General features: G+C 70.9%; 19 protein-coding genes. 11 read left to right on the top strand and 8 right to left on the bottom strand.

Translation table 11 applies throughout. From position 1 onward, the window contains the following. Nucleotides 1-51 precede the first annotated feature (51 nt). Nucleotides 52-2,784 (bottom strand): preprotein translocase subunit SecA, encoded by a 2,733-nt coding sequence (gene secA / locus H7965_RS05230; protein ID WP_186769641.1) that lies wholly within the window; start codon nt 2,782-2,784, stop codon nt 52-54. Nucleotides 2,785-3,018: 234 nt separating this feature from the next. Here secA and H7965_RS05225 point away from each other — a divergent pair, with 234 nt between their 5' ends. The 4 genes from H7965_RS05225 (at nt 3,019) to argJ (ending at nt 7,073) form a co-directional block, all read left to right on the top strand. Next, complete coding sequence (locus H7965_RS05225; RefSeq protein WP_186769491.1) at nt 3,019-3,672, top strand: glutathione S-transferase family protein; 654 nt, start codon at nt 3,019-3,021, stop codon at nt 3,670-3,672. 79 nt (nt 3,673-3,751) lie between these two features. Then, nucleotides 3,752-4,645, top strand: a complete 894-nt coding sequence (locus H7965_RS05220; protein WP_186769490.1) for a peptidylprolyl isomerase — start codon at nt 3,752-3,754, stop codon at nt 4,643-4,645. Between the two features lie 55 nt (nt 4,646-4,700). Then, the gene (locus tag H7965_RS05215) at nt 4,701-5,684 is read left to right on the top strand and encodes a tripartite tricarboxylate transporter substrate binding protein (protein ID WP_186769489.1); all 984 of its coding nucleotides are present in this window, start codon (nt 4,701-4,703) and stop codon (nt 5,682-5,684) included. 150 nt (nt 5,685-5,834) lie between these two features. Further along, nucleotides 5,835-7,073, top strand: coding sequence for a bifunctional glutamate N-acetyltransferase/amino-acid acetyltransferase ArgJ (argJ, locus tag H7965_RS05210; RefSeq protein WP_186769488.1), 1,239 nt, complete (start codon nt 5,835-5,837; stop codon nt 7,071-7,073). A gap of 116 nt (nt 7,074-7,189) precedes the next feature. Here argJ and H7965_RS05205 read toward each other — a convergent pair whose 3' ends face one another. Both H7965_RS05205 and H7965_RS05200 read right to left on the bottom strand, forming a co-directional pair. After that, nucleotides 7,190-8,326: a 2-methylaconitate cis-trans isomerase PrpF family protein gene (locus H7965_RS05205; RefSeq protein WP_186769487.1), complete on the bottom strand. Its 1,137-nt coding sequence runs from the start codon at nt 8,324-8,326 to the stop codon at nt 7,190-7,192. Beyond that, nucleotides 8,323-10,638, bottom strand: a complete 2,316-nt coding sequence (locus H7965_RS05200; RefSeq protein WP_186769486.1) for a xanthine dehydrogenase family protein molybdopterin-binding subunit — start codon at nt 10,636-10,638, stop codon at nt 8,323-8,325. The genes H7965_RS05205 and H7965_RS05200 overlap by 4 nt, the downstream gene beginning before the upstream one ends. 226 nt (nt 10,639-10,864) lie before the next feature. Here H7965_RS05200 and H7965_RS05195 point away from each other — a divergent pair, with 226 nt between their 5' ends. The 3 genes from H7965_RS05195 to H7965_RS05185 all read left to right on the top strand — a co-directional run bounded on the left by H7965_RS05195 (nt 10,865) and on the right by H7965_RS05185 (nt 13,876). Further along, nucleotides 10,865-12,004 (top strand): acyl-CoA dehydrogenase family protein, encoded by a 1,140-nt coding sequence (locus H7965_RS05195; RefSeq protein WP_186769485.1) that lies wholly within the window; start codon nt 10,865-10,867, stop codon nt 12,002-12,004. Nucleotide 12,005: 1 nt separating this feature from the next. After that, nucleotides 12,006-12,992, top strand: coding sequence for an acyl-CoA dehydrogenase family protein (locus tag H7965_RS05190; protein WP_186769484.1), 987 nt, complete (start codon nt 12,006-12,008; stop codon nt 12,990-12,992). Between the two features lie 83 nt (nt 12,993-13,075). After that, nucleotides 13,076-13,876: a crotonase/enoyl-CoA hydratase family protein gene (locus H7965_RS05185; protein ID WP_186769483.1), complete on the top strand. Its 801-nt coding sequence runs from the start codon at nt 13,076-13,078 to the stop codon at nt 13,874-13,876. A gap of 243 nt (nt 13,877-14,119) precedes the next feature. Here H7965_RS05185 and H7965_RS05180 read toward each other — a convergent pair whose 3' ends face one another. Continuing rightward, complete coding sequence (locus H7965_RS05180) at nt 14,120-14,272, bottom strand: hypothetical protein (RefSeq protein WP_186769482.1); 153 nt, start codon at nt 14,270-14,272, stop codon at nt 14,120-14,122. A gap of 112 nt (nt 14,273-14,384) precedes the next feature. After that, nucleotides 14,385-16,490: an ATP-dependent DNA helicase RecG gene (gene recG / locus H7965_RS05175; RefSeq protein WP_186769481.1), complete on the bottom strand. Its 2,106-nt coding sequence runs from the start codon at nt 16,488-16,490 to the stop codon at nt 14,385-14,387. A 60-nt stretch (nt 16,491-16,550) separates the two neighbouring features. Between recG and H7965_RS05170 the strand changes: the two genes are divergently transcribed. After that, nucleotides 16,551-16,895 carry an FAD assembly factor SdhE gene (locus tag H7965_RS05170; RefSeq protein WP_229682472.1) on the top strand — a complete coding sequence of 115 codons (345 nt, stop codon included), beginning with the start codon at nt 16,551-16,553 and terminating at the stop codon, nt 16,893-16,895. Then, nucleotides 16,892-20,380 carry a transcription-repair coupling factor gene (gene mfd, locus H7965_RS05165; RefSeq protein WP_186769480.1) on the top strand — a complete coding sequence of 1,163 codons (3,489 nt, stop codon included), beginning with the start codon at nt 16,892-16,894 and terminating at the stop codon, nt 20,378-20,380. The genes H7965_RS05170 and mfd overlap by 4 nt, the downstream gene beginning before the upstream one ends. A gap of 156 nt (nt 20,381-20,536) precedes the next feature. Here mfd and upp read toward each other — a convergent pair whose 3' ends face one another. The 3 genes from upp to H7965_RS05150 are packed head-to-tail and all read right to left on the bottom strand — an operon-like array spanning nt 20,537 to nt 23,694. Continuing rightward, the gene (gene upp, locus H7965_RS05160; RefSeq protein ID WP_186769479.1) at nt 20,537-21,166 is read right to left on the bottom strand and encodes a uracil phosphoribosyltransferase; all 630 of its coding nucleotides are present in this window, start codon (nt 21,164-21,166) and stop codon (nt 20,537-20,539) included. A gap of 16 nt (nt 21,167-21,182) precedes the next feature. Further along, on the bottom strand, nt 21,183-22,412 hold the full coding sequence (locus tag H7965_RS05155; RefSeq protein ID WP_229682471.1) for a DUF1688 family protein: 1,230 nt from the start codon (nt 22,410-22,412) through the stop codon (nt 21,183-21,185). Between the two features lie 37 nt (nt 22,413-22,449). Then, nucleotides 22,450-23,694, bottom strand: a complete 1,245-nt coding sequence (locus H7965_RS05150) for a GTP cyclohydrolase II (RefSeq protein ID WP_186769477.1) — start codon at nt 23,692-23,694, stop codon at nt 22,450-22,452. Between the two features lie 416 nt (nt 23,695-24,110). On the opposite strand from H7965_RS05150, the gene H7965_RS30740 reads away from it, so the two are divergent. Both H7965_RS30740 and H7965_RS30735 read left to right on the top strand, forming a co-directional pair. Then, a complete protein-coding gene (locus H7965_RS30740) occupies nt 24,111-24,299 on the top strand; it encodes a tripartite tricarboxylate transporter substrate-binding protein (RefSeq protein WP_229682470.1) in 189 nt (62 codons plus the stop codon). A 90-nt stretch (nt 24,300-24,389) separates the two neighbouring features. After that, complete coding sequence (locus H7965_RS30735; RefSeq protein WP_261394081.1) at nt 24,390-24,518, top strand: hypothetical protein; 129 nt, start codon at nt 24,390-24,392, stop codon at nt 24,516-24,518. The last annotated feature ends 52 nt before the right edge of the window (nt 24,519-24,570 follow it).

Below are 24,570 nucleotides of genomic sequence, written 5' to 3'. Positions count from 1 at the left end.
GCGGCGGCGGTGGATCATTCGCCCCGCTTGGCGAGGGACCGTTCCGGGCGGTCAGGCCCGGCCGTGGCAGTGCTTGAACTTCTTCCCGCTGCCGCAGGGGCAGGGCGCATTGCGCGGGGTGCGGCCCCAGGTGGTGGGGTCGGCGGGATCCACCGCCTCGGACCGCAGCGGCGGCAGGCCAGAGGAAGGGGAGGGGGCGAAGCCGCCGCCGTCGGCCAGCGCCATCTCGGCGCCGGCCATCGCCGGCTCCGGATGGCGCATGTCCATCACCCGCACCGGCTCCGGTGCCGGCGGCGGCTGGTTCGGTTGCAGCTCGATCCGCATCAGCACGCTGGTCACCCGCTCCCGCAGGTCGGACAGCATGGTGTTGAACAGGCCGAAGGCTTCCGATTTGTACTCGTTCAGCGGGTCGCGCTGGCCATAGGCGCGCAGGCCGATGCCCTGGCGCAGGTGGTCGAGGCTGAGCAGATGCTCCTTCCACACCTGGTCGAAGATCTGCAGCAGCAGCGACTTCTCGACCATGCGCATCAGATCGGGGCCGATGTTGGCGGCCTTGGCGGCATAGTGCTGCTCGGCCGCGGCCTCGATGCGCTCGCGCACCTGGGTCTCGTCGATGCCCTCTTCCTTGCCCCAGGCGATGACCGGCAGCTCCAGCCCAAGCTGATCGCGCACCTTGGCCTCAAGACCCTCCAGGTCCCACTGCTCAGGGTAGGCATTCTCCGGGATCGCCGCATCGACCAGGCCGCCGATGCACTCGCGGCGCATCTCGGCCACCGTCTCCGCTACCTCCGGCGCCTGCATGAAGGCCTTGCGCTGCGCATAGACCTCGCGGCGTTGGTCGTTCATGACGTCGTCATACTTCAGCAGGTTCTTGCGGGTGTCGAAGTTGCGCGCCTCGACCTTCTTCTGTGCCTTCTCCAGCGCCTTGTTGATCCAGGGATGGACGATCGCCTCGCCTTCCTTCAGGCCGAGCTTCTGCAGCATCCCGCCCATGCGGTCGCTGCCGAAGATGCGCATCAGATCATCCTCAAGGCTGAGGAAGAAATGCGAAGCGCCAGGGTCGCCCTGGCGGCCGGAGCGGCCGCGCAGCTGGTTGTCGATGCGCCGGCTCTCGTGCCGCTCGGTGCCGATGACGAAGAGGCCGCCGGCTTCCTTGGCACGGGCGCGGCCGGCCTCGACCTCCGGCTTGTGGCGGGCGATCGCCGCCTCGAATTCCGGGCCCTCGCCCAGGCCGCCGGCCTCCTGCCGCGCCAGCATCTCGATATTGCCGCCGAGCTGGATGTCGGTGCCGCGGCCGGCCATGTTGGTGGCGATGGTGACCGCGCCGGGCCGTCCGGCCTGGGCGATGATCGCCGCCTCCTGCTCGTGGTAGCGGGCGTTCAGCACATTGTGCGGGATCTTGCGAGACTTCAGCAGGCCGGAGATCAGCTCCGACTTCTCGATGCTGGTGGTGCCGACCAGCACCGGCTGGCCGCGGGTGCGGGCCTCGTCGATCAGCGAGATCACCGCCTCGTATTTCTCGCGGGCGGAGCGGTAGACCTCGTCGTCCTGGTCCTTGCGGGCGACCGGGACGTTGGTCGGGATCTCGACGACTTCCAGCTTGTAGATCTCGGCGAACTCATCCGCCTCGGTCGCCGCGGTGCCGGTCATGCCGGCCAGCTTCGGGTAGAGCCGGAAGTAGTTCTGGAAGGTGATGCTGGCCAGCGTCTGGTTCTCTGGCTGAACGGTGACGTGCTCCTTCGCCTCCAGCGCCTGATGCAGCCCGTCCGAATAGCGCCGGCCTTCCATCATGCGGCCGGTGAATTCGTCGATGATCACCACCTTGTCGTCGCGGACGATGTAGTCGACGTCCCTGGCGAACAGCACATGCGCCCGCAGCGACTGGTTGACGTGGTGCACCAGGGTCACGTTGTGGAAGTCGTAGAGGTTGCCTTCCTCCAGCATCCCGGCCTCGCGCAGCCGTTCCTCCACCGTCTCGCTGCCCTGGTCGGTCAGATTGGCGGTGCGCTGCTTCTCGTCCTTGTCGTAGGTCGACTTGTCCTCGACCAACAGCTTCACGACGGCATCGACCCGGCGGTAGAGGTCGGAGCTGTCCTCCGACGGCCCGCTGATGATGAGCGGTGTCCGCGCCTCGTCGATCAGGATGCTGTCGACCTCGTCGACGATGGCAAAGTTGAAGTCGCGCTGGACCATCTCCTCCAGCCGGTACTTCATGTTGTCGCGCAGGTAGTCGAAGCCGAATTCGTTGTTGGTGCCATAGGTGACGTCGGCGGCATAGGCTTCCCGCCGCTCCTCGTCGGTCAGCCCATGGACGATGACGCCGGTGGTCAGGCCGAGGAAGCGGTACAGCCGGCCCATCCATTCGGCGTCGCGCTTCGCCAGGTAGTCGTTCACCGTGACGACATGGACGCCCTTGCCGCTGAGGGCGTTGAGGTAGACCGGCAGGGTGGCGACCAGGGTCTTGCCCTCGCCGGTCTTCATTTCAGCGATCTTGCCCTCGTGCAGAACCATGCCGCCGATCAGCTGCACGTCGAAATGCCTGAGGCCGAGCACCCGCTTCGCCGCCTCCCGCACCGTGGCGAAGGCCTCAGGCAGCAGGTCGTCGAGGCTGGCGCCGTTGGCCAGCTTCTGGCGGAACTCGGCGGTGCGGCCCTGCAGCGCCTCATCGGAGAGGGCAGCGGTCGCGGCTTCCAGCGCGTTCACCTGGGGCACCTGCGCCTGGAGGCGCTTTAACGCCCGGTCGTTGCTGGTACCAAACAGGGCGCGGGCGATGCGGGCGAACATGCGGGCCTTGTGACTCCGGAAGGCGGGACCTGGCCGTGCCGGCGCCGCGGGCAGCCGGGGCGGGGAAACCCTTCCGGTCGGCGGGCGCTGCGCGACCCCGGCGCGGCCCGAGAGATAGGGAAGCGCCGCGCCCAGGTCAACGCCGGGCAGCCCGGCCGGCTCCACCCCGGCGTTGGGCGCTTGACGAAATGACCGCCCGGCGCCGAAGGTCCGCGCCCCGAGGAGGCTCACCCCATGCTCACGATCTACGGCGTCTATCGCTCCCGCGCCAGCCGCAACCTCTGGCTGGCGAATGAGATCGGGCTGGAGTTCCGTCATGTGCCGGTCATCCAGGCTGACCGGCTGCCGGACCCGGCGGCGCCTGGCGCGCCGCTCCACAGCCGGTCCGCGGAGTACCTGCGGATCAACCCCAACGGCCGGATCCCGGCGATCGACGACGACGGGCTGGTGCTGGCGGAATCCCTGGCGATCAACCTTTATCTGGCAAAGAAATACGGCGGCACGCTCGGCCCGGCCGACCTCGCCGAGGATGGGCTGATGACGAGCTGGGCGCTCTGGGCCGCGACCGAGGCCGAGCCCTTCACCCTCCAGGTGCTCTATCATATGGCCGCCCTGCCGGCGGCGGAGCGGGATGCCGGCAAGGCCGCAGCCGCCGTCGCCGCCCTGGCCGCGCCCTTTGCGGTGCTGGATGCGGCGCTGGCCGGCAGCGGGTGGCTGGTGGGCGGGCGCTTCACCGTGGCCGACATCAACACGGCGGAGGTGATCCGCTACGCCCAGCCGGCGTCGGCGCTGTTCGCCGCGGCGCCCCGGGTCAAGGCCTGGCTGGCCGCCTGCCAGTCCCGGCCGGCCTACAAGGCGATGATGGCGGCGCGCGACCAGGAGGCCTGAGCGGCGGCGGAGCCGGGCGGCTTGTGGCCCCCCGGACCATCCGTCATTCTCCGGCGCCCTCCCGGAGCGACCATTCCGCATGCGCGTCCATTCGACCCTGCTCGCCGCCTCGCTCCTCCTCCCCCTGGCCGCCGCGGCCCAGGCTCCGGCCCCCGCCGATGACCCGGTGCTCGCCCGGGTGAATGGGGAGCCGGTCCGCCAGTCCGACGTGCTGGCCACCGCGACCGAGGTGCTGCCGCAGGACCTGCGCAACATGCCGCCGGCGATGCTGATGCAGGTCCTGCCAGCCGAGGTCCGCCGCCAGCTGCTCGACCGCACCATCACCGAGCGCGCCCTGGTGGATGCCGCCCGCGCCGCCGGTCTCGACAAGGATGAGGAGGTTCGCCGCCGCATCCGCCGCGCCGAGGAGCAGGAGCTGCAGCAGGCGATTCTCACCCGCGAGGTCACCGCCGCGGTGACCGACGATGCGGTGCGCGCCCGCTACGACCAGGATTCCTCCCGCCGCAGCGGCGAGGAGGAGGTCCACGCCCGCCACATCCTGCTGCAGTCCGAGGCCGACGCCCGTAGCGCCCTGGCCGAGGTCAACCGTGCCGGCGCCGATTTCGCCGAAGTGGCCCGGCGCCGCTCCCGCGACCCGGGGGCGCGGGATGGCGGCGACCTCGGCTTCTTCAAGCGCGGTGACATGGTGCCGGAGTTTGCCGAGGCCGCCTTCGCCCTGCAGCCCGGCCAGATCAGCCCGACGCCGGTCCGCAGCCCCTTCGGCTGGCACGTCATCAAGGTGGAGGCCCGCCGCGCCGCGCCAGCGCCAAGCTTCGAGGACAGCCGGGCGGAGCTGCGCCAGAAGCTGATGGAGGAGCAGGTGGAGGCGGTGGTCACCCGCATCCGTGGCGCGGCGCGGGTGGAGCGGCTGGAGCCGGCGGCGCCGACGCCCTCGCTGCTGGATGGCGCGGCGCCGCCTCCGGCCCGGCGCTGAGGCGCCCAGCCGGGATACCGGCCGGAGAGACAAGGTCCGAGGAAGGAGCAGCAGAATGATCAGCGAAGTGAAACCGGCCCGGAGCGGCCGGCGCGCGATCCTTGGCGGGCTGGCGGCGGCGGCCACGCTGCACGGGGTGGCCGGCCCGGCCGCGGCGCAGAGCTGGCCGTCGCACCCGATTCAGCTGGTGAACCCCTATCCCGCCGGCAGCACCACCGATCTGCTGGCGCGGGCACTGGCGCCCGGCCTTGCGGCGCGGCTCGGCCAGCCGGTGGTGGTGGTCAACCGGGATGGTGCGGCCGGCAGCGTCGGCATCGCCACCGTCGCCCGTGCCGCGCCGGATGGCTACACCCTGGCCTTCAGCGCCACCACGCCGCTGATCGTCAACCCGATGATGCGCAGCGATACCGGCTATCGGACGGGAGCGCTGGAGGGCATCTGTCAGACCTACGACCACGCCTTCGCCATCGTGGTCGCGCCCGGCTCGCCGCTGCGCAGCCTGGCCGATCTCATCGCCGCGGCGCGCGGCGGGAAGACGCTGCAGTACGGCCATCTCGGCACCGGTTCGATCCAGCATCTGGCCGGCTCCGCCCTGGCTCAGGCGGCGGCAGTGGAGCTGGAGCCGGTGGTCTATCGCGGCGATGGCCCGGTGCTGCTCGACGTGCAGGCGGGGCGGGTCGATTTCGGCATCGTCGTCGCCGCCTTCGCGGTCGGCCAGCCGGTGCGGGCGCTGGCGCTGTTTGCCGGTGAGCGCTCCTCGGCCTTCCCGGATGTACCGACGGTGAAGGAGGCGGGCTACGACGTCTCTGCCGGCAGCTACGGCGGTCTGCTGGCCCCGGCCGGGCTGCCCGCGGCGATCAAGGCCCGGCTGGAAGCCGCCTGCGCCGGGGCCATCACCGATGAATCCTATGTCGCAATGGCCCGGCGCACCCTGCAGCCGCAGCAGCTCTACCTTGGCACCGAGGCCTTCGCCGAGCGGATGCGGCGCGATGTGGAAGCCAAGGCGACGCTGCTGCGGCAGATCGGCCTGATCCGGTAATTCGCGCGGCGGAGGAGGGGCCTGCCGGCCCGGTTGCGATTCGACCTTGCGGTCCGCCGGGTGGCGCGGCTTAAGGGCTTGGGCGGGCCGCGGCGCCGGCCCAGGGCGCGGGCTCGCCGCGCCGGGTGGTCAAGCAAGGGGAAATGCTGCATGGCGGGGAAGGATCTGCCGGTGTCGCCACTGGCGGTGCCATTGCCGGAGGTGCCGGCGATTGCCGGTGTCAGCCTCGGCGTCATCGAGGCGGGTATCCGCTACAAGGGCCGCGCCGACCTGACCATGATGGTCTTCGCTCCCGGCACCACCGTCGCCGGCGTCTTCACCAAAAGCCGCTGCCCCGGCGCGCCGGTGGATTGGTGCCGCGCCGCCCTGAAGGCTGGCCGCGCGCGCGCCCTGGTGGTCAATGCCGGCAACGCCAATGTCTTCACCGGCAAGGCGGGGCGCGATGCGGTGGCCGCCACCGCGGCAGCGGCGGCCGAGCTGGTCGGCTGCAAGCCGCGTGAGGTGTTCCTCGCCTCCACCGGTGTCATTGGCGAGACCCTGCCGCATGAGAAGCTGACCGCCGCCCTGCCGGCGCTGCACGCGGCGCTGACGCCGGAGCGCTGGCCGGAGGCCGCGCGCGGCATCATGACCACCGACACCTTCCCCAAGGCGGCGGTGCGCACGGCGCGGATCGGCGACACCACCGTCACCATCGCCGGCATCGCCAAGGGCAGCGGCATGATCGCCCCGGACATGGCGACGATGCTGAGCTTCGTCGCCACCGATGCGAAGATCCCCGCCCCGGCCTTGCAGGCGCTGCTGGCCAAGGGCTGCGCCAAATCCTTCAACTGCATCACCGTCGACAGCGACACCTCCACCAGCGACAGCCTGGTGCTCTTCGCCACCGGCCAGGCGAAGCATCCGCGCGTCCCGGCCGAGGGTGGCGCCATGCTGAAGGATTTCGCCCGGGCACTGGACGCGCTGCTGCTGGATCTCGCGCTGCAGGTGGCGCGGGACGGGGAGGGCGCGCAGAAGCTCATCGAGATCAACGTCACCGGCGCCACCACCGCGCGCTCGGCGCATAAGGTCGCCATGAGCATCGCCAATTCGCCGCTGGTGAAGACCGCCATCGCCGGCGAGGATGCCAATTGGGGCCGTATCGTCATGGCCGTGGGAAAATCCGGCGAGCCGGCCGATCGCGACCTGATCTCGATCGCCGTCGGCGGCACCTGGATGGCCAAGGATGGCGGCGTCGTCCCAGGCTATGACGAGGCGCCGGTGGTTGCCCATATGAAGGGGCGCGAGGTGGAGATCACGGTCGATCTTGGCCTCGGCCGCGGCAAGGCCCGCGTCTGGACCTGCGACCTGACGCATGGCTACATCGACATCAACGGTTCATATCGGTCATAGCTTGACGTCGCCAAGCTGATCAAAGGCTTACGAGGAGGCCTGGTAGGGGGGCAAACCGCGCCACTGCTCCAGGCTTTGCCCCGCAGAGGTGAAGGCGACAGGGTCCGGTGGGTGCGTCAGCCGGCCACCGCCACCTGCCCCTGCATCAGCCGCCGCGCGGTGCGGAACACCACCGCGCTGTCGGCGTGCCAGCCGGTATTGTCCTGCCGCACCTCGGCGCCGACGGTCAGCGCGCCGGAGGGGTGGGCGACCCGGATTTCCTCCGGCCGCGCACCCCTGGTCGCCAGCGCATGCGGGATGCTGCCCTCGATCCGGCAGGCGACGGCGAGGCCCATCGCCCCGGTCATCGGCACCGCGCGGTGCGGCCGTTCCATCGACAGCATGCGGACGGTAATGTCGTGCCCCGCCGGGTCCAGCACCTGCCCGTCCAGGGTGCGCGCCGCCAGCGGCCCGGCCACCAGCGCGATGCGCGGGCTGGCGAGGCCGACCGTCTCCGGCGCCGCGCCGAGCCCCATGGCGACGCCGGCCAGCCGGCGGATGCGGTCGAGCAGCGCCATCAAATCGCCCCGCGCCTCGATCGCCTCGGGCGATTCCGCGCCGGTCAGGCCAAGGTCGCGCGCATCGACGAAGACCGCCGGATTGGCCGCATCCACCAGCGAGGCGGGCAGCGCGCCGAAGCCCTCCACTTGCAGCACATCCACCGGATTGCCGGTCGGCAGCAGCGCCGCGCATTGCGAGCCGCCGGGGGAGAGAAAGTCCAGCCGGATGCGCGCGCCGGTGCCGGCGACGCCAGCGATGGCGAAATCGCCCTGCACCTCGGCGCGGCCATCCCGCACCGGGAAGCGGGCGTGGATGATCTTCCGCGTGTTCACCTGGTGGATGCGCACCAGCGCCTCGCCATCCGCGGCGGGCACCAGCCCCTCATCCACCGCGAAGGGGCCAACGGCGGAGGAGAGGTTGCCGCAATTGCCTTTCCAATCCACCACCGGCCGGTCCACCGAGACCTGGGCGAAGGTGTAGTCCACATCCGCCTCCGGATGCGTCGGCGGGCCGATGATCACCCCTTTGGAGAGTGAGGAGATGCCGCCGCCCATGCCGTCCAGCTGTCGGCCGTAGGGGTCGGGGCTGCCCAGCACGCCGAGCAGGATCGGGTCGATGGCGGCGCGCTCGGCGGGTAGATCCTTCGCATGGAAGAACACACCCTTGGAGGAACCGCCGCGGATGAAGACCGCGGGGATGAATGTCTGGCTCATGCAGCCCGCCTCCCCGCCAGCACCCGCCAGACCTTCTCCGGCGTCACCGGCATGTCGATATGCCCGATGCCCAGCGCGTCGCAGATCGCCGAGACGATGGCTGGGGGCGCGCCGCAGGCCCCGCCCTCGCCGGCGCCCTTCACCCCGAGGTCGTTGTTCGGGCACGGCACGATATTGAAGCCGAGCTCGAAGCTCGGCGCATCGCTCGCCCGTGGCATGCAGTAATCCTGGAAGGTGGCGGTCATGAACTGCCCGCTCTCCTTGTCATAGATCGCGTGCTCCAGCAGCGCCTGGCCAATGCCGGACATGATGCCGCCATGGCTCTGGCCATGCACCAGCATCGGGTTGATCACATTGCCCACGTCATCGACGGCGGCGTAGCGGATGACCGCCACCTGGCCGGTGTCCTCATCAATCTCCACCTCGGCGACATGGCAGCCATTGGGGAAATTGCACTCGGTGCTGCGGGTGTAGAGCAGCGCCTCGTCGAGACCCGGGGTCTCGCCCTCCGGCGGGTTGCGTGCCACCTCGATCACCTGCTGCCATGTGGCCTTGAGGTCGGTGCCGGCCACGCGGAAAAGCCCAGCCTCGAACTCCACATCCTCCACGCCTGCCTCCAGCAGATGCGCCGCCAGCCGCCGCCCCTTGGCGATCACCAGCTCCGAGGCGCGGGCGATGGCGACGCCGCCCATCTGCGAGCTGCGCGAGCCGCCGGTGCCATTGCCCTTCTCCACCACCGCGGTGTCGCCCTGGATGAAGCGCACCGCGTCGAAGGGGATGCCGAGCTTGCTGTGCAGGATCTGGGCATAGGCGGTTTCATGCCCCTGGCCATGGCTGAAGGTGCCGACGGTCAGCGCCACCCTTCCGTCATCCTCGAACCGCACCCGCGCCCATTCGCTGGGCTGGCCGCCGGAGGCCTCGATGAAATAGCCGATGCCGATGCCACGGCGCCTGCCCTTGGCCGCCGCGGCCGCGCGGCGGGCGGGGAAACCGGCCCAGTCGGCCAGCGCCAGCGCCTTCTCCTGCGTCTCGGCGAACATGCCGCTGTCGATCGCGTTGCCGACGACGTTGGTATAGGGGATCTGTTCCGGCCGGATGTAGTTGCGGCGGCGGATCTCGTCGCGGCCGATGCCGAATTCGGCGGCGCCGAGGTCGAACAGCCGTTCCAGCACATAGGCCTGTTCCGGCCGCCCCGCCCCGCGATAGGCATCGGTCGGGGAGGTGTTGGTGAAGACGCAGCTTACCTGCGCGTTGAGCGCCTGGATGTCATAGACCGTGCCCATGATGCGGCCGCCCGCCACGGTCGGCACGCGCGGGCCGAAATCCTGCAGATAGGCGCCCATCGCCGCCATGGTGCGGATCTTCACGCCCAGCACTCTGGCATCGGCGTCGAAGGCCATCTCCGCCCGGGTCACGTGGTCGCGGCCATGCGGGTCGCACATGAAGGTCTCGGTTCGGCTGCTGGTCCATTTCACCGGCCGGCCGGTGCGCTTCGCCGCCCATAGCACCATGCCGGATTCCGGGTGGATCTTGCCGCGCAACCCGAAGCCGCCACCGACATCCGGCGAGATCACCCGCAGCTTGTCGTTCGGCACCTTCAGGATCAGCTTTGCCAGCCCGTCCCTTACCCGCATCACCCCCTGGGTCGGCGAATGCAGCGTGTAGCCGCCGGTCGCGGCGTCATATTCGCCGAGGGCGACGCGCGGCTCCATCGGGTTGCCGACCAGGCGGTTGTTGATCAGCTCCACGGCAACGGTCTTCGCCGCCCGGGCGAAACCGGCCTCGGCCTCGGCCTCGCGTCCGCTGTCCCACAGCACGCAGCGATTGCTGCCATTCTCCTCCCAGATCACCGGCGCATCCGGGGCGAGGGCGGCGCCGGTGTCGGTGACGCTCGGCAGGATGTCGTAATCGACCAGAATCAGCTCGGCGGCGTCCTGCGCCTCTGCCTTGGTCTCGGCCAGCACCAGCGCCACCGGGTCGCCGACGAAGCGCACCCGCTGTGTCTGCAGGATCTCGCGCGGGGTGGAGAACAGCTTCGTGCCGCCCTTGCCCGGCACATCCACCATCACCGGGAAATGGCCGATGCCATCCGCCGCCGCATCATGTCCGGTCAGCACCGCCACGACGCCGGGGGCCGCCTTGGCCTCCGCGGTGTCGATCGAGAGGATGGCGGCATGGGCATGCGGGCTGCGCAGCACATAGGCGTGCAGCTGGCCGGGCCGGTCGATGTCATCGGTATAGGTGCCGCGGCCGGTCAGCAGCCGCACATCCTCCTTGCGCCGCACCGGCTGGCCAATCCCGAATTTATCCATGGTGCCGACCCCGCTATCGCTTTGGCCGGAGCAAAGCCGTGCCATGCGGCGCTGTCGAGGGGGGTGGCGCGCTGGCGCGGAATGCGCCACCAAGGGCACCCCCCTCCCAGGCTGATCCTGACCGGGGGCCATGTTCCGAACTGCCCTGCCGCCAGGGCGACGCGCGGCCCCGTCCGGGGCGCGGCGACCTCGCTCCGGCGCGCAGCATAACCACCGGAGGACCGCCATGGGCGCGCTGCGCTTCGACCTCAGGGACACCCCGCCGGAAGCGCCGGCCCTGCGCGCCGAGCTGCGCGCCTTCCTGGCCGACCACGGCCGCAACTGGTCGCCCACCGTCCGCGGCTATTCCTGGATGGGCTTCGACCGCGACTTCTCGCGGGAGGTGGCCAAGCGCGGCTGGGTCGGCATGACCTGGCCCAGGACATACGGCGGCGGCGAGCGCACCGCCCTGGAACGCTATGTGGTGCTGGAGGAGATGCTGGCCGTCGGTGCCCCGGTCGGCGCCCATTGGATCGGCGACCGGCAGAGTGGGCCCCTCATCCTCCGCCTCGGCACCGAGGAGCAGCGGCGCGACTTCCTGCCTCGCATCGTCAACGGCGACCTCGCCTTCGCCATCGGCCTGTCCGAGCCGGACAGCGGCTCCGACCTCGCCAGCCTGCGCACCCGCGCCACCAAGGTGCCGGGCGGCTGGCGGATCGACGGCCGCAAGGTCTGGACCACCAACGCCCATCGCTGCGATTTCATGATCGCCCTGCTGCGCACCAGCCCACCGCCCGACCCGCGGGCGAAGCACCAGGGGCTCAGCCAGTTCTTGGTCGACCTGCGTTCCTCCGGCCTCACCATCCGGCCGATCCTCGACCTGGTGGGAGAGGAGGGATTCAACGAGATCACCTTCGACAATGTCTTCGTCCCCGACAGCCTGCTGGTGGGCAAGGAGGGCAATGGCTGGGAACAGGCCACCGCCGAGCTGGCCTTCGAGCGGGCCGGGCCGGAGCGCTACCTCTCCTCCCTGCCGCTGCTGACGGCGGCGCTCGACGACCTTCGCGCCGAGCCCGCCGCGGCCGAGACGGTGGGCCGGCTGCTGGCCCGCGCGGGCACGCTGAGGCAGATGTCGCTGGCGGTCGCCGGCATGCTGCAGGATGGCCAGACCCCGGCGCGCGAGGCGGCGCTGGTGAAGGATGCCGGCAACGACTACGAGCAGGCGCTGCCGGAGACCCTGCGCAACCTGTTCGACCCCGACCGTACCCCGGCCGAGGTGCAGGAGATGCAGCGGGTCATGACCATGGTCGCGCGCAGCTATTCGCTGCGCGGCGGCACGCGGGAAATCCTGCGCGGGATCATCGCCCGCCAGCTGGGGCTGCGTTGAGATGAGCGACGAACTCCGCACCATCCTGCTGGAGCAGGTCGACCGGCTGCTGGCCGACAATGCCGGGCCGGATCTGCTGCGCGCGAATGAACGTGGCATCTGGCCCGAGAGGCTCTGGGCGGAGGCCGAGGCGCTTGGCCTGCCGCTGGCGCTGGCGCCGGAAGCCATGGGCGGCGCCGGCCTCGGCTGGGACGACGCGGTGGCCCTGTGGCAGGTCCTCGGCCGCCACGCCGCGCCGCTGCCGCTGGGTGAATCCATGGTCGCTGCGGCCCTGCTGGCGGAGGCTGGCATTGCCCCGCCGTCCGGCCTCATCGGCTTGGCGGTGGGCAGCGCGCCGGTCGCCTGGGGGCGTCGCGCCGGGCATCTGGCGGTGCTGCAGGGCAGGGAGGTGGCGCTGCGGGCCGGCCCCGCCGGGCAGGAAGGCCGCGCCGGCTATGCCCGCGACCCGGCGGATGCCGCCGGCCCGGGGGCGGCGCTGGCCACCGGGGCATTGCCGGCCGATGCCGGGCTGCTCGCCGGCGCGCTGCTGAACGCCGCCCGCATCGCCGGGGCGCTGGAGGCGGTGCTCGACATGACGGTGGAATACGCCAACACCCGCAAGCAATTCGGTCGCGCCATCGGCGGCTTCCAGGCGGTGCAGCAACTGCTCGCCCGCTGCGCGGGGGAGGTGGCGTCGGCCGGCGTCGCCGCCGCCACCGCCGGGCGCGCGGCGGCGCGACGCGGCCTGGCCGGCGCCGAATTCGAGATCGCCTCGGCCAAGGTGGTCTGCGGCGAGGCTGCCGGCACAGGCGCCGAGATCGTCCATCAGGTGCATGCCGCCATTGGCTTCACCGATGAGCACGCGCTGCACCTCTTCACCCGTCGGATGTGGGAATGGCGTGACGGATTCGGTGCGGAACGCGTCTGGGCCCGGCGCATCGGCGCGGCGGCGCTGGCGCGGGGGGGCGATGTCCTTTGGGCCGACCTTACGGGGCGGGATGAGCGCTAGGTTGAAGGGCCGGCGCCCCTGCAAGCATCCCCGGCAGGGGCGGACCGCCCCTGGACCGGTCTGGGTTTGAGCGAGGAGACAACATGTCCGATTACATCACTTATGAGCAGGACGGGGCGATCGTCACCCTGACGCTCAATGCGCCGGAGAAGCGCAACGCCATCTCCTCCTTCAGCGATTGCGATGCGGTGGTCGCCGCGGTGCAGCGGGTGAACCGCGACCGCAGCGTGCGCGCCGTCATTCTCACCGGCGCTGGCACTGCCTTCTGCGCCGGCGGCGACCTCAAGGCGATGCGCGACCGTCGCGGCATCATTGAAGGCAGCCACGCCGATCTGCGGGAGAACTACCGCCGCGGCGTGCAGGCCATGGCCAATGCCCTTTACGAGTGCGACGCGCCGACCATCGCCGCGGTGAACGGCCCGGCCATCGGCCTCGGTCTCGACGTCGCCTGCATGTGCGACATCCGCATCGCCTCGGAAAAGGCCGCCTTCGCCGAGAGCTTCGTCAAGGTCGGCATCGTCCCTGGCGATGGCGGTGCCTGGCTGCTGCCGCGCGTCGTCGGCATGTCCGTGGCCTGCGAGATGAGCTTCACCGGCGACGTGCTGAACGCGCAGGAGGCAAAGGAGGTCCGCCTCGTCTCCAAGGTGGTCCCGCCGGAGGAACTGATGGACGCCGCCCGCGCCCTGGCCGGCCGCATCGCCGCCAACCCGCCGGAGATGGTGCGCATGACCAAGCGCCTGCTGCGGGAGGGCCAGCACACCAGGCTCTCGACCCTGCTGGAGATGTCCGCCGCCTTCCAGGCCCTCGCACACAGCACCGAGGATCACAAGGAAGCCGTCAGCGCCATGCTGGAGAAGCGCAAGCCCAGCTTCACCGGCCGCTGACCAGGGCCTGTTGAGGACCACCGCGACTGATGGTGGCGGCGACCGGATGGTCATGGCCGGGACGTTGCGGCCGGTTTTTTCACCGCGTAGGGCGCCGCGCTCGAAGTCTTCGATCTTGCAGAAACTCTCGATCAGGCGGCGCCATTTGTAGATCCCCGTGTCAATAGCGAGCGGGGTTGCGCGCCGCGGATGCTGCCAATCGCGGCGCTGGCGCCGCCCTTGTTCAACTCGGCGGCCAGGGGTTCATGTTGACGCCTTGCCGCCGGCCAATCCGCCGAACTCGCGATCCTGCACGAGTGGAGCGGCGTCCACGGTGTCGTACCGCTGGACAGGCAGCAGGACGAAGCGGACCAGCTGCCCGGGCACATCGGTCAGGGCCAGGATCCAGGGCGTCATGCCCCAACGCACCCGTCCAATGAACGGGAAGCACAGGAATCCATCAGGCCGGGCCGCGCATAGTCCCCGGCTTTCCTGAGGCGATTGCCGCCGCATCCGGAGGGCCAACGCCTCAGCCGGCGCGGAGCGAGGCCATCGCCGCATCCTTGTCGAAGATGCGGAGCAATTGCCGCACCGCCACGCCCCGCGGCCCGGCCAGCAGCGGGTCCTTCTCCAGCAGCAGGGTGGCGTCGCGATTGGCCATCAGGATCAGCCCTTCCTGCGCCTCGCCCTCGGTCAGGCCCAGCCGGAACACCGGCGCGCCGGATTGCCTCGTGCCCAGCGCCTCGCCGCCGCCGCGCAGGCGGAAATCGGCGTCGGCGATGGCGAAGCCATCCTCGGTGTCGCGCAGGATCATCAGCCGCTCGCGCGAGCCGAGGCCGAGCCCCTCGTCATACAGCAGCATGCAGTAGCTGGCGGCGGCGCCGCGCCCGACCCGGCCGCGCAACTGGTGCAGCTGCGCCAGGCCGAAGCGGTCGGCGTGCTCCACCACCATCACGGTGGCCTCGGGCACATCGACCCCCACCTCGATGACGGTGGTGGCCACCAGCAGCTTCGTCCGCCCGGCGGCGAAGTCGCGCAGCGCCTGCTCGCGCAACTCGGGGTCCAGCTTGCCATGCGCCAGCCCGACCTGGCCGGGGAAGCGGGCGGAAAGCTCGGCGAAGCGGGTCTCGGCGGCGGCGAGGTCGAGCACCTCGCTCTCGGCGACATGCGGGCAGACCCAGTAGACCCGGGCACCGCGGTCGAGCGCCCGCGCCAGCCCCGCCACCACCTGGTCGAGCTGGCGCAGCCCGTGCAGGGTGGTGGTGATCGGCTGCCGCCCGGCCGGCTTGCCGTGCAAGCGGGAGACCGCCATCTCGCCCCATTGGGTCAGCAGCAGGGTGCGCGGGATCGGCGTCGCGGTCATCACCAGCATGTCCGCCGCATCACCCTTCTCGGCCAGCATCAGCCGCTGCGCCACGCCGAAGCGGTGCTGTTCATCCACCACCGCCAGACCGAGGTCGCGGAACGCCACCCCCTCTTGGAACAGCGCATGGGTGCCGACGACGATCTTGACCGAGCCCTCGGCGAGGCCGGCCAGCACGCGTTTCCGCTGGGCGCCCTTCACGCTGCCGGCCAGCAGCTCCACCCGCACCCCGGCGGGCATGCAGAGGCGGACCAGGGTGCGCAGATGCTGCCGCGCCAGGATCTCGGTCGGGGCCATGATGGCCGCCTGGGCACCGGCCTCCACCGCCCGCAGCATCGCCAGCACCGCCACCAGCGTCTTGCCGGAGCCGACATCACCCTGCAGCAGCCGCAGCATCCGGTGCGGCGCCGCGAGGTCGGCGTCGATCTCGGCCAGCGCATGCGTCTGGGAGGGCGTCGGCGGATGGCCGAAGGCGGCCAGCGCCTTCACCCGCAGTGTGCCATCGCCCTTGAGGGCCCGGCCCGGCCTTAGCCGCACTCTCCGCCGTACCAGCGCCAGCGCCACCTGGCCGGCCAGCGCCTCGTCATAGGCAAGGCGGGTGCGGGCGGTGGGGGGCGGCAGTGCCTCCGGCGCCTGCACCTGCCGCAACGCCGCGGCGAAGCCCGGCCAGCCCTCCCGCCGCAGCAGCGCCGGGTCGTGCCATTCCGGCGGCTCGGTGAGCAGCGCCAGCGCCTCACGCATCGCCCGGGCGACATGGCGGAGGCTCAGCCCCTTCACCAGCGGCCAGACCGGCTCCAGCTCCGGCAGCCCCTCCGGCGTCGAGGCGGAGAGCGGGTTGAGCATGGAATAGATGTTGCCTTCGGGTTTCACCCGGCCGGCGAACAGCCGTTCGGTCGCCTCGGGCAGCAGCTGCCGCAGCCATTCGGCGCGACCGTTGATGTAGCGGATCAGCAGCCGCTTGCCGGCGGCCTCGGCGCGGACCTCGACATAGGGCCGGCCGGTCCGCGAGCGCGCCGTGCGCATCGGCCCGACCAGGGCAGGCAGGATCACCTCGGCGTCCGGAGGCGCCTCGGCTGGGCTGGCGACGCGAATCCGGGTTGCGTAACGTTCAGGCAGATGGAACAGCAGGTCGCGCACCCGGTCGCCGCCAGCCGCCTCGACCAGCCGCTTGCTGATGACAGGGCCGATGCCGGGCAGGCTGGCGAGCGGCGCCAGGAGCGGCGCGAGGCCCTGATCCTCCGTGGCCTCCAGGGCAGGGGTTTCCCTTGGCATCACGCTGATCGGGTCCGGCAACTCTTCCGGGGGCTGCCGCGTCGGGCTGACAGGATTCCCATGCGCCTCTATATGGCACCGGAGATGCCCTCCCGCGACATGCCCTTCGCCCCCGAATCGCTCGATCCCCGCCGTCGCCGCTTGTTGTTCCGCGCTCGCCACCGTGGGACGAAGGAGGCCGACCTGATGATCGGTGCCTTCACCGAGCGCAATATCGCTGGCTTCAGCGCCGCCGAGCTGGATGAGCTGGAGGCGGTGCTGGAGTACCCCGACGTGGACCTGGCCGATTGGCTCTCCGGCCGCCGCCCCATCCCGCCGGAGTGTCGCAGCCCGATGCTGGACCGCATGGCCGTCGAATGCGCCGCCTCCGGTGCCGGACTGCCAGAGGGGCTGCGCCGCCCATGAGCGAAGTCCTTGCCGCGCCTGGCCTGACCATCCACGGCGCGCCGGAAGGCTTCGATGCGCTGCTGCTGGCCCGCCGCCGGGCCGAGACCGACCAGCCGGTGGTGCATGTCTGCCGCGACGATGCCCGCACCGCCCGGCTCATCGAGGCGCTGGGGTTCTTCGCCCCGGATGTCGAGGTCCTCCGCTTCCCCGCCTGGGACTGCCTGCCCTATGACCGGGTCTCGCCCAACCCTGAGATCGTCGCCGAGCGCGTCGCCACCCTGACCCGGCTGCTGGAGCCGCCAACCCGGCCGCGCATCCTGGTGACGACGGTGAACGCGCTGGTGCAGAAGGTGCCGCCGCGCGAGGCCTTCCTCGGCGCCACCATGCTGCTGAAGAAGGGCGGGCGGGTGCAGCCGGAGGCGCTGACCCGCTTCCTGGAAGCGAATGGCTACGGCCGCACCGGCACGGTGATGGAGCCAGGCGAATATGCCGTCCGTGGCGGCATCATCGACCTCTATCCGGCCGGTGAGCCGGACCCGATCCGGCTCGACCTGTTCGGCGACGAGATCGAGGGGTTGCGCCGCTTCGACACCGGCACCCAGCGCAGCGGCGAGGCACTGGCCGAGCTGTGGCTGCGCCCGGTGGGCGAGGTCTTCCTCGACGAGGCCTCGATCGGCCGCTTCCGCACCGCCTATGTCGATCTGTTCGGCGCCGCGGCGACCGAGGATCCGCTCTATGTCTCGGTCTCCGCCGGCCGCAAGCACCCGGGGATGGAGCACTGGGCCGGGCTGTTCCACGAACGGATGGAGACGCTGGCGGAGTACCTGCCGGGCGCCTCCTTCAGCCTCGACCACCAGGCGGATGAGGTGCTGGCGGCGCGGCTGGAGATGATCGCCGACCATTACGACGCCCGCCGCAGCCCGCTGCGGCCGGAGGGCGAGGTGCCTTACCGCCCGGCGCCGCCTGGCAAGCTCTACCTGACCCGCGCCGCCTGGGACCGCATGCTCTCGGCCGGCTCGCTGTTCCGCTTCAGCCCCTTCGCCCGACCCGACGGCGCCGAGGGCATCGAGGCCGGCGGCCGACCGGGCAGGCTGTTCACCGAGGCCCGCGCCGCCGGGCAGAACGTCTTCCACGCCTTCGCCGAGCACGCCGAGGCGATGGTCCAGCAGGGTCGCCGCCCGGTGCTCGCCGCCTGGACCCGCGGTTCCCGCGAGCGGCTGGCGAATCTGCTGCGGGAGAATGGCGTCGGCGCCCAGCCGGTGGATGACGCCGCAGGGCTGGCGGCGCTGCCGAAGGGCGTGGTGGGGTTGGCGATCCTCGGGCTGGAGCGTGGCTTCCTGGCCCCGCCGGACGCCGCCGGCGGTGGGCTTTCCGTTGTCGGCGAGCAGGATCTGCTGGGCGAGCGCATCGCCCGCCCGCCGCGCCGCCGCAAGCGCGCCGACCAGTTCATCGCCGATGCGACGGGCATCGAGCAGGGCGACCTGGTGGTGCACCAGGACCATGGCATCGGCCGCTACGACGGGCTGGAGACGCTGGACGTCAATGGCGCCGCGCACGACTGCCTGCGGCTGCTCTACGACGGCGGCGACAAGCTCTTCCTGCCGGTCGAGAACATCGAGGTGCTGTCGCGCTTCGGCACCGAGACCGCCGGCGTCGCGCTCGACAAGCTTGGCGGCACCTCCTGGCAGAACCGCAAGGCCAAGGCCAAGCAGCGCATCCAGGACATGGCGGCGCAGCTCATCCGCATCGCCGCCGAGCGGCAGGTGAAGGACGGCTTCGCCGCGATGCCGCCGGAAGGCGCCTGGGACGAGTTCTGCGCCCGCTTCCCCTTCGCCGAGACCGACGACCAGCAGCGCGCCATCGCCGATGTGCTGGAGGATCTCGCGGCCGGGCGGCCGATGGATCGGCTGATCTGCGGCGACGTCGGCTTCGGCAAGACCGAGGTGGCGCTGCGTGCCGCCTTCGTCGTCGCCATGTCCGGGGTGCAGGTGGCTGTGGTGGTGCCGACCACCCTTCTGGCGCGGCAGCATTTCCGCACCTTCTCCGCGCGGTTCGAAGGCCTGCCGGTGAAAATCGGCCAGCTCTCCCGCATGGTGACGGCCAAGGACGCGGCGGCGGTGAAGGAGGGGCTGAAGGACGGCTCCGTCAACATCGTCGTCGGCACCCATGCGCTGCTGAGCAAGGGGGTGGAATTCGCCGACCTCGGCCTCGTCATCGTCGATGAGGAGCAGCATTTCGGCGTCGCCCACAAGGAGAAGCTGAAGGCGCTGAAGACCGACGTTCACGTGCTGACGCTGACCGCGACGCCGATCCCGCGCACCCTGCAACTGGCGCTCACCGGTGTGCGGGAAATGAGCGTCATCGCCACGCCGCCGGTCGACCGCCTGGCGGTGCGCACCTTCATCATGCCCTGGGATGGCGTGGTGCTGCGCGAGGCGATCCAGCGTGAGCGCTTCCGCGGTGGCCAGATCTTCTGCGTCGTTCCCCGGCTCGAGGACATGCCGAAGGTCTCCGCCCGGCTGCGCGAGATCGTGCCCGAGGCGCGCATCGTCGAGGCGCATGGCCAGCTCGCCCCCACCCAGCTTGAGCGGGTGATGACCGAATTCGGCGACGGCAAGCACGACATCCTGCTCTCGACCAACATCGTCGAGAGCGGGCTCGACATGCCGGCGGTGAACACGCTGATCATCCATCGCGCCGATATGTTCGGCCTGGCGCAGCTCTATCAGCTGCGCGGGCGGGTCGGCCGCGGCAAGCAGCGCGGCTACGCCTACCTGACCTGGCCGGCGCAGCACCGGCTCTCCGCGGCGGCGCAGAAGCGGCTGGAGGTGATGCAGACGCTCGACAACCTCGGCGCCGGCTTCACCCTGGCGAGCCACGACCTCGACATCCGCGGCGCCGGCAACCTGCTGGGCGACGAGCAGAGCGGCCATATCCGCGAGGTCGGCATCGAGCTGTACCAGCAGATGCTGGAGGATGCGGTTGCCGACATCAAGGCAGGGCAGGGGCGGAAGAAGAAGGGCGAGGCGGACTACGCCCGCGATTGGACGCCCAACATCAACCTCGGCCTGCCGGTGCTGATCCCGGAGGAATACGTCCGCGACCTGCCGGTGCGGCTCGGCCTCTACCGCCGCATCGGCACGCTGGCGAGCGAGGCGGAGATCGAGGCGATGGCGGCGGAACTCGCCGACCGCTTCGGCCCGGTGCCGACCGAGGTGGAGAACCTGCTGCAGGTGGTCGCCATCAAGGGGCTGTGCCGCGCTGCCGGCGTCGAGAAGCTGGACGCCGGGCCGAAGGGCGTGGTGCTGAGCTTCCACCGCAACCAGCCGCGCAATCCGGGCGGGCTGGTGCAATGGGTGGCGGCGCAGAAGGGGCTGGTGAAGCTGCGGCCGGACCATAAGCTGGCCCTGCTGCGGGAGATGGAATTGCCGCAGCGCGTCCGGGTGGCGAAGGAGCTGCTGGGGGCGCTGGCGAAGGTGGCGGGGCAGGCGAAGGCGGCGTAGCGACCGAGTTGCCTAGCGTGGCCGCGCGTTCTGCGACGCAGCATAATGTCATGGCCAGACTTGATCCGGCCATCCCAGTGGCAGGAGGCCGGGATCTGAGGATCAAGCCCGTGGATGGCGTGGCGGAGCTCGACAGGTCGCTCCCCGGCGCAGGCGCTACCTGGTCCCGAACATCCGGTCCCCGGCATCCCCCAGCCCCGGCACGATGTAGCCATGGCTGTCCAGCCGCTCATCGATCGCCGCCGTCCAGATCGGCACTTCCGGGTGGACGCCGTGGAAACGCTCCACCCCCTCCGGCGCCGCCAGCAGGCAGACCAACCGTAACTCGCGACAGCCGCGTTCCTTCAGCCGGTCCACCGCGGCGACGGCGCTGTTGGCGGTGGCGAGCATGGGATCAAGCACGATCACCAGCCGTTCCGCCACATCCGGCGGCGCCTTGAAGTAGTACTCCACCGCCTGCAAGGTCTTCGGGTCGCGGTAGAGGCCGATATGCGCGATGCGGGCACTCGGCACCAGCTCCAGCATGCCGTCGACGAAGCCCATGCCGGCGCGCAGGATCGGCGCGAAGACCAGCTTCTTGCCGGCCAGCTTCGGCGCCCTCATCGGCGCTACCGGCGTCTGGATCTCGTGTTCCTCCAGCGGCAGGTCGCGGGTGACCTCATACGCCAGCAGCATGCCGATCTCGTTCAGCAGCCGGCGGAAGCCCTGGGTGGAGCGCTCGGTCTCCCGCATCAGGGTCAGCTTGTGCTGCACCAGTGGATGGTCGACGACATGCACCTGGCGCATTGGAACCCCTCATCGGTCAGAACAGTGTGCCGTCGCTGGCAACCCGCAATGGTGGTCCGCCATCGGCGCGGCGTTCGGCGGCGAGGCGGCGGCCGGCCCACCAGCTGCCGCCTTCCAGCACTCGGGCCAGCGGGAAATCCGCCGCGGCCACGCCCAGCTTCTCCCGCACCAGCGGCGCCAGTGCATCCAGCAGCGCCACCGTCAGCGCCCGCCAGCCGACGATCAGCGGCGCCCCCGGCAGGTGCTCCCGCGACGCATCCTCGGGGTCGGCAAGGGCGATGACCCCGGCGTCGAGGAACAGCCCGCCGTTGCGGTACTCGGCAAGGCCGGTCAGCGCATCCAGCCCGACCACCACGACGCCGGCGGCCTGCAGTGGCTCGACCAGCGAATAGGCCAGCCATTGCGAGAGCTTGTGGAAGGGGATCAGCCCGCTGGTCGGATCGGTGCGGCGGATGCCGGGATGCCGCCAGCAATCGCCGAGCGGCACGCCCTCCAGCAGCTCCCGCCCCGGCCAGATCGGGCCGAGGTGGCGCAGCAGGGCGATGAGGATGGCCCGCGCCGGCAACTCGCCGCCCGCGGCCAGCAGGTCGAATATCCCGCCCGGACGCGGCGCATCGGCACGGCCGAAGACCGCGGGCGCCGCCAGTACCGTCTCGCCCAGCCGGCGCAGCAGCGCGGCGCGGCCCTCCAGCCCGACCAGCGGGTTGGCCTCGCCGGCCTGGAAGCCCTCGGCCAGTTCGGCGGCGGTGATCCGCGCGAGGCGGGAGGCATCGGCGCGCGGCGAGACGCCGTCCTCGGCGAAGCCGCCGCGGGCGAAGATGGAGAGGCTTGCCACCGCCAGCCCCTCGGACCGGGCGAGCACCGCGCCGGTTCCTGCCTCGGTGTAGCGCCAGCCCATGCCGGCGCCGGCATCGAGCAGCACGGACACGATCGCCAAGTCGCAGGCGGCGCGGGCCTCGGAGGCGGGCGTGGGGAAGGCCGCCAGCGCCCGCAGCGCCGCCCAGCGGTCGATGCCGCCGACGGCGAAATGCCGCCAGCGCGCATGGAAGGGCACGCGGAGGTCGGGGTAGCGGTCGCGTACCTCGGCGGCGACCATGGCGGCGCAATCGGCCAGCGCCTCCGGGTGCAGGCGCCAGCCGGGCAGGCGGCCATCCAGCGCCGCGGCATAGAGTTCCATCGAGCGGCCGCGCACCGCTTCCGGTGTCAGTAGCGCTTCCGCCGGATGGGTGTGGCGAAACTGGCTCACGCTCCGGTCCCCCGACGATCCGCGATTGAATGAGGGCTCACGTCTCCCCCAACGGCCGGCCGATCGTCGTGGCGAGGTCGGCGGCGCCCTCCGGGGCGTAGTAGCCGGCGGCCTTCTTGGCCTCCATCTCCACGCTGGCATCCAGCGGCACCCGATCGGCCGGGATCGGCACCCGTTCGCCGATCTCGATCCCCTGCGCCACCATCGCGTCATGCTTCATGTTGGACATCGAGACCAGGCGGTGGATCCGGGTGATGCCCAGCCAGTGCAGCACATCCGGCATCAGCTGCTGGAAGCGGGCGTCCTGCACCCCGGCGACGCATTCGGTGCGCTCGAAATAGGTCGCCGCCTGGTCGCCACCCTGCTGCCGCTTGCGGGCGTTGTAGACGAGGAACTTCGTCACCTCGCCCAGCGCCCTGCCTTCCTTGCGGTTGTAGACCACGAGGCCGACCCCGCCCTGCTGCGCCGCCCGCACGCTCTCCTCGATGCCGTGCAGCAGGTACGGCCGGCAGGTGCAGATGTCGGAGCCGAAGACGTCGGAGCCGTTGCACTCGTCATGCACCCGGCAGGTCAGCGGCACGCGCCGGTCGGCCAGCGCCGCCGGATCGCCGAAGATATAGACGGTGATGCCGCCGATCGGCGGCAGGAACACTTCGAGGTCCGGCCGGGTGACCAGCTCCGGGTACATGCCGCCGGTCTGCTCGAACAGCGTGCGGCGCAGCTCATGTTCGCTGGTCTGGAAGCGCTCGGCGATGCCGGGCAGCCACCACACCGGGTCGACCGCCGCCTTGGTGACCGAGACATCGCCGCCCGGATGGAGCACCCGCCCGTCCGGCACCAGCCGGCCGCGGGCGATCTCGGCGTTCAGCTCGGCGAGGTTCAGCCGCGCCCGGGTCACCGCGATGGTCGGGCGGATGTCGATGCCCTCGGCAATGGCGTCGCCGAAGGCCTCGGTCGCCAGATGGCCCCAGGGGTCGAGCGAGACGATCCTGCCTGGCTCCATCCATTGCGGATGCGGGCCGATGGCGGCGACGGGGTGGGTGTTGGCGAGGTCCGGGCGCTGCAGCGGCGACAGCGCGCCGGCGGAGACGGCCAGCGCCCGGTACAGCGAGTAGGAGCCGCCATGGGTGCCGATGACGTTGCGATCGGCCGGTCGGGTGACGGAGCCGATCACCGGCCCGCGCGTTGCCGGATCGGCCGCCCCCCAGCGCAGCCGCCACCGCTGGGCCTGCGGCTCGGGGTGGGAGGTCAGGCGGATGTGGCGAGGCGTATTGAGGCTCATCTGTCCCCACTTCGGTTCCGGCTCCGAGACTCGGCGGAATGGCGCTGAAGATCAAGGGATTGCGGCCGGGGGCACAGCGGATTGGCAGGCGTAGGGGCGGACCGCCGATATGGCCCGGACGCCTGGAAAAAGGGAACGATTCCTGATCACGCGGCGCAGAGTTCTGGGGACGAGGTTGCCGTTGGCGGTGGCCTGGGCGTCGGCCCAAGGACAGGCGCAGGAGGAATGGCCGGCCCGCGGCATCCTCATCATCGTGCCCTTTGCGCCTGGCAGCGGCAGTGACATCATCGCCCGCGCCGTCAGCCAGCAGATGCAGCAGGCGACCGGCAAGCCGGTGACGATGGAGAACCGGCCCGGCGCCACCGGCGGGTCGGCGCCCGCAAATCATCCGCAGCGCGCCGGATGGCTACACGCTTATGCATGCGCCGATCGGCACCTGGGCGATCAACGTCACGCTTCGGCCGAACCTCGGCTCCATAGTGCCCCAGATCCGCAACGGGCGGGTGCGGCCGATCCCGACCACCGCCGAAGCGCGCAGCCCGCTGCTGCCGGAGGTGCCGACCGCGACCGAGGCGGAGCTACGGGAATTCGTGGTCTATTCCTAGCAGGTGCTCGATGGCCCGCCGGGGATGGCGCCAGCGCTGCTGGCCTGGGTGCATGCCGGGATCGTTGCATCATCACTCCAAATGGAAACCATGGCGCGGCTGCAGGATTTGGGCTTTCAAATGGCCGGCGGCACGCCGGCTGAGTTCGCCGCCTTCCAACGAGGCGAGATCAACCTCTGCCGACAGGTGGTGCGGACCGCCGGCATCACGGCGGATTGAATAATAGCGCGCTTGCGAGCATAAGATCGCTCAACCAATGCGCGTAACGCCA

The organism is Siccirubricoccus deserti (assembly GCF_014283215.1).
In the GTDB taxonomy this organism is placed as follows: domain Bacteria; phylum Pseudomonadota; class Alphaproteobacteria; order Acetobacterales; family Acetobacteraceae; genus Siccirubricoccus; species Siccirubricoccus deserti.
This window is presented reverse-complemented; position numbering and strand designations above follow the sequence as displayed.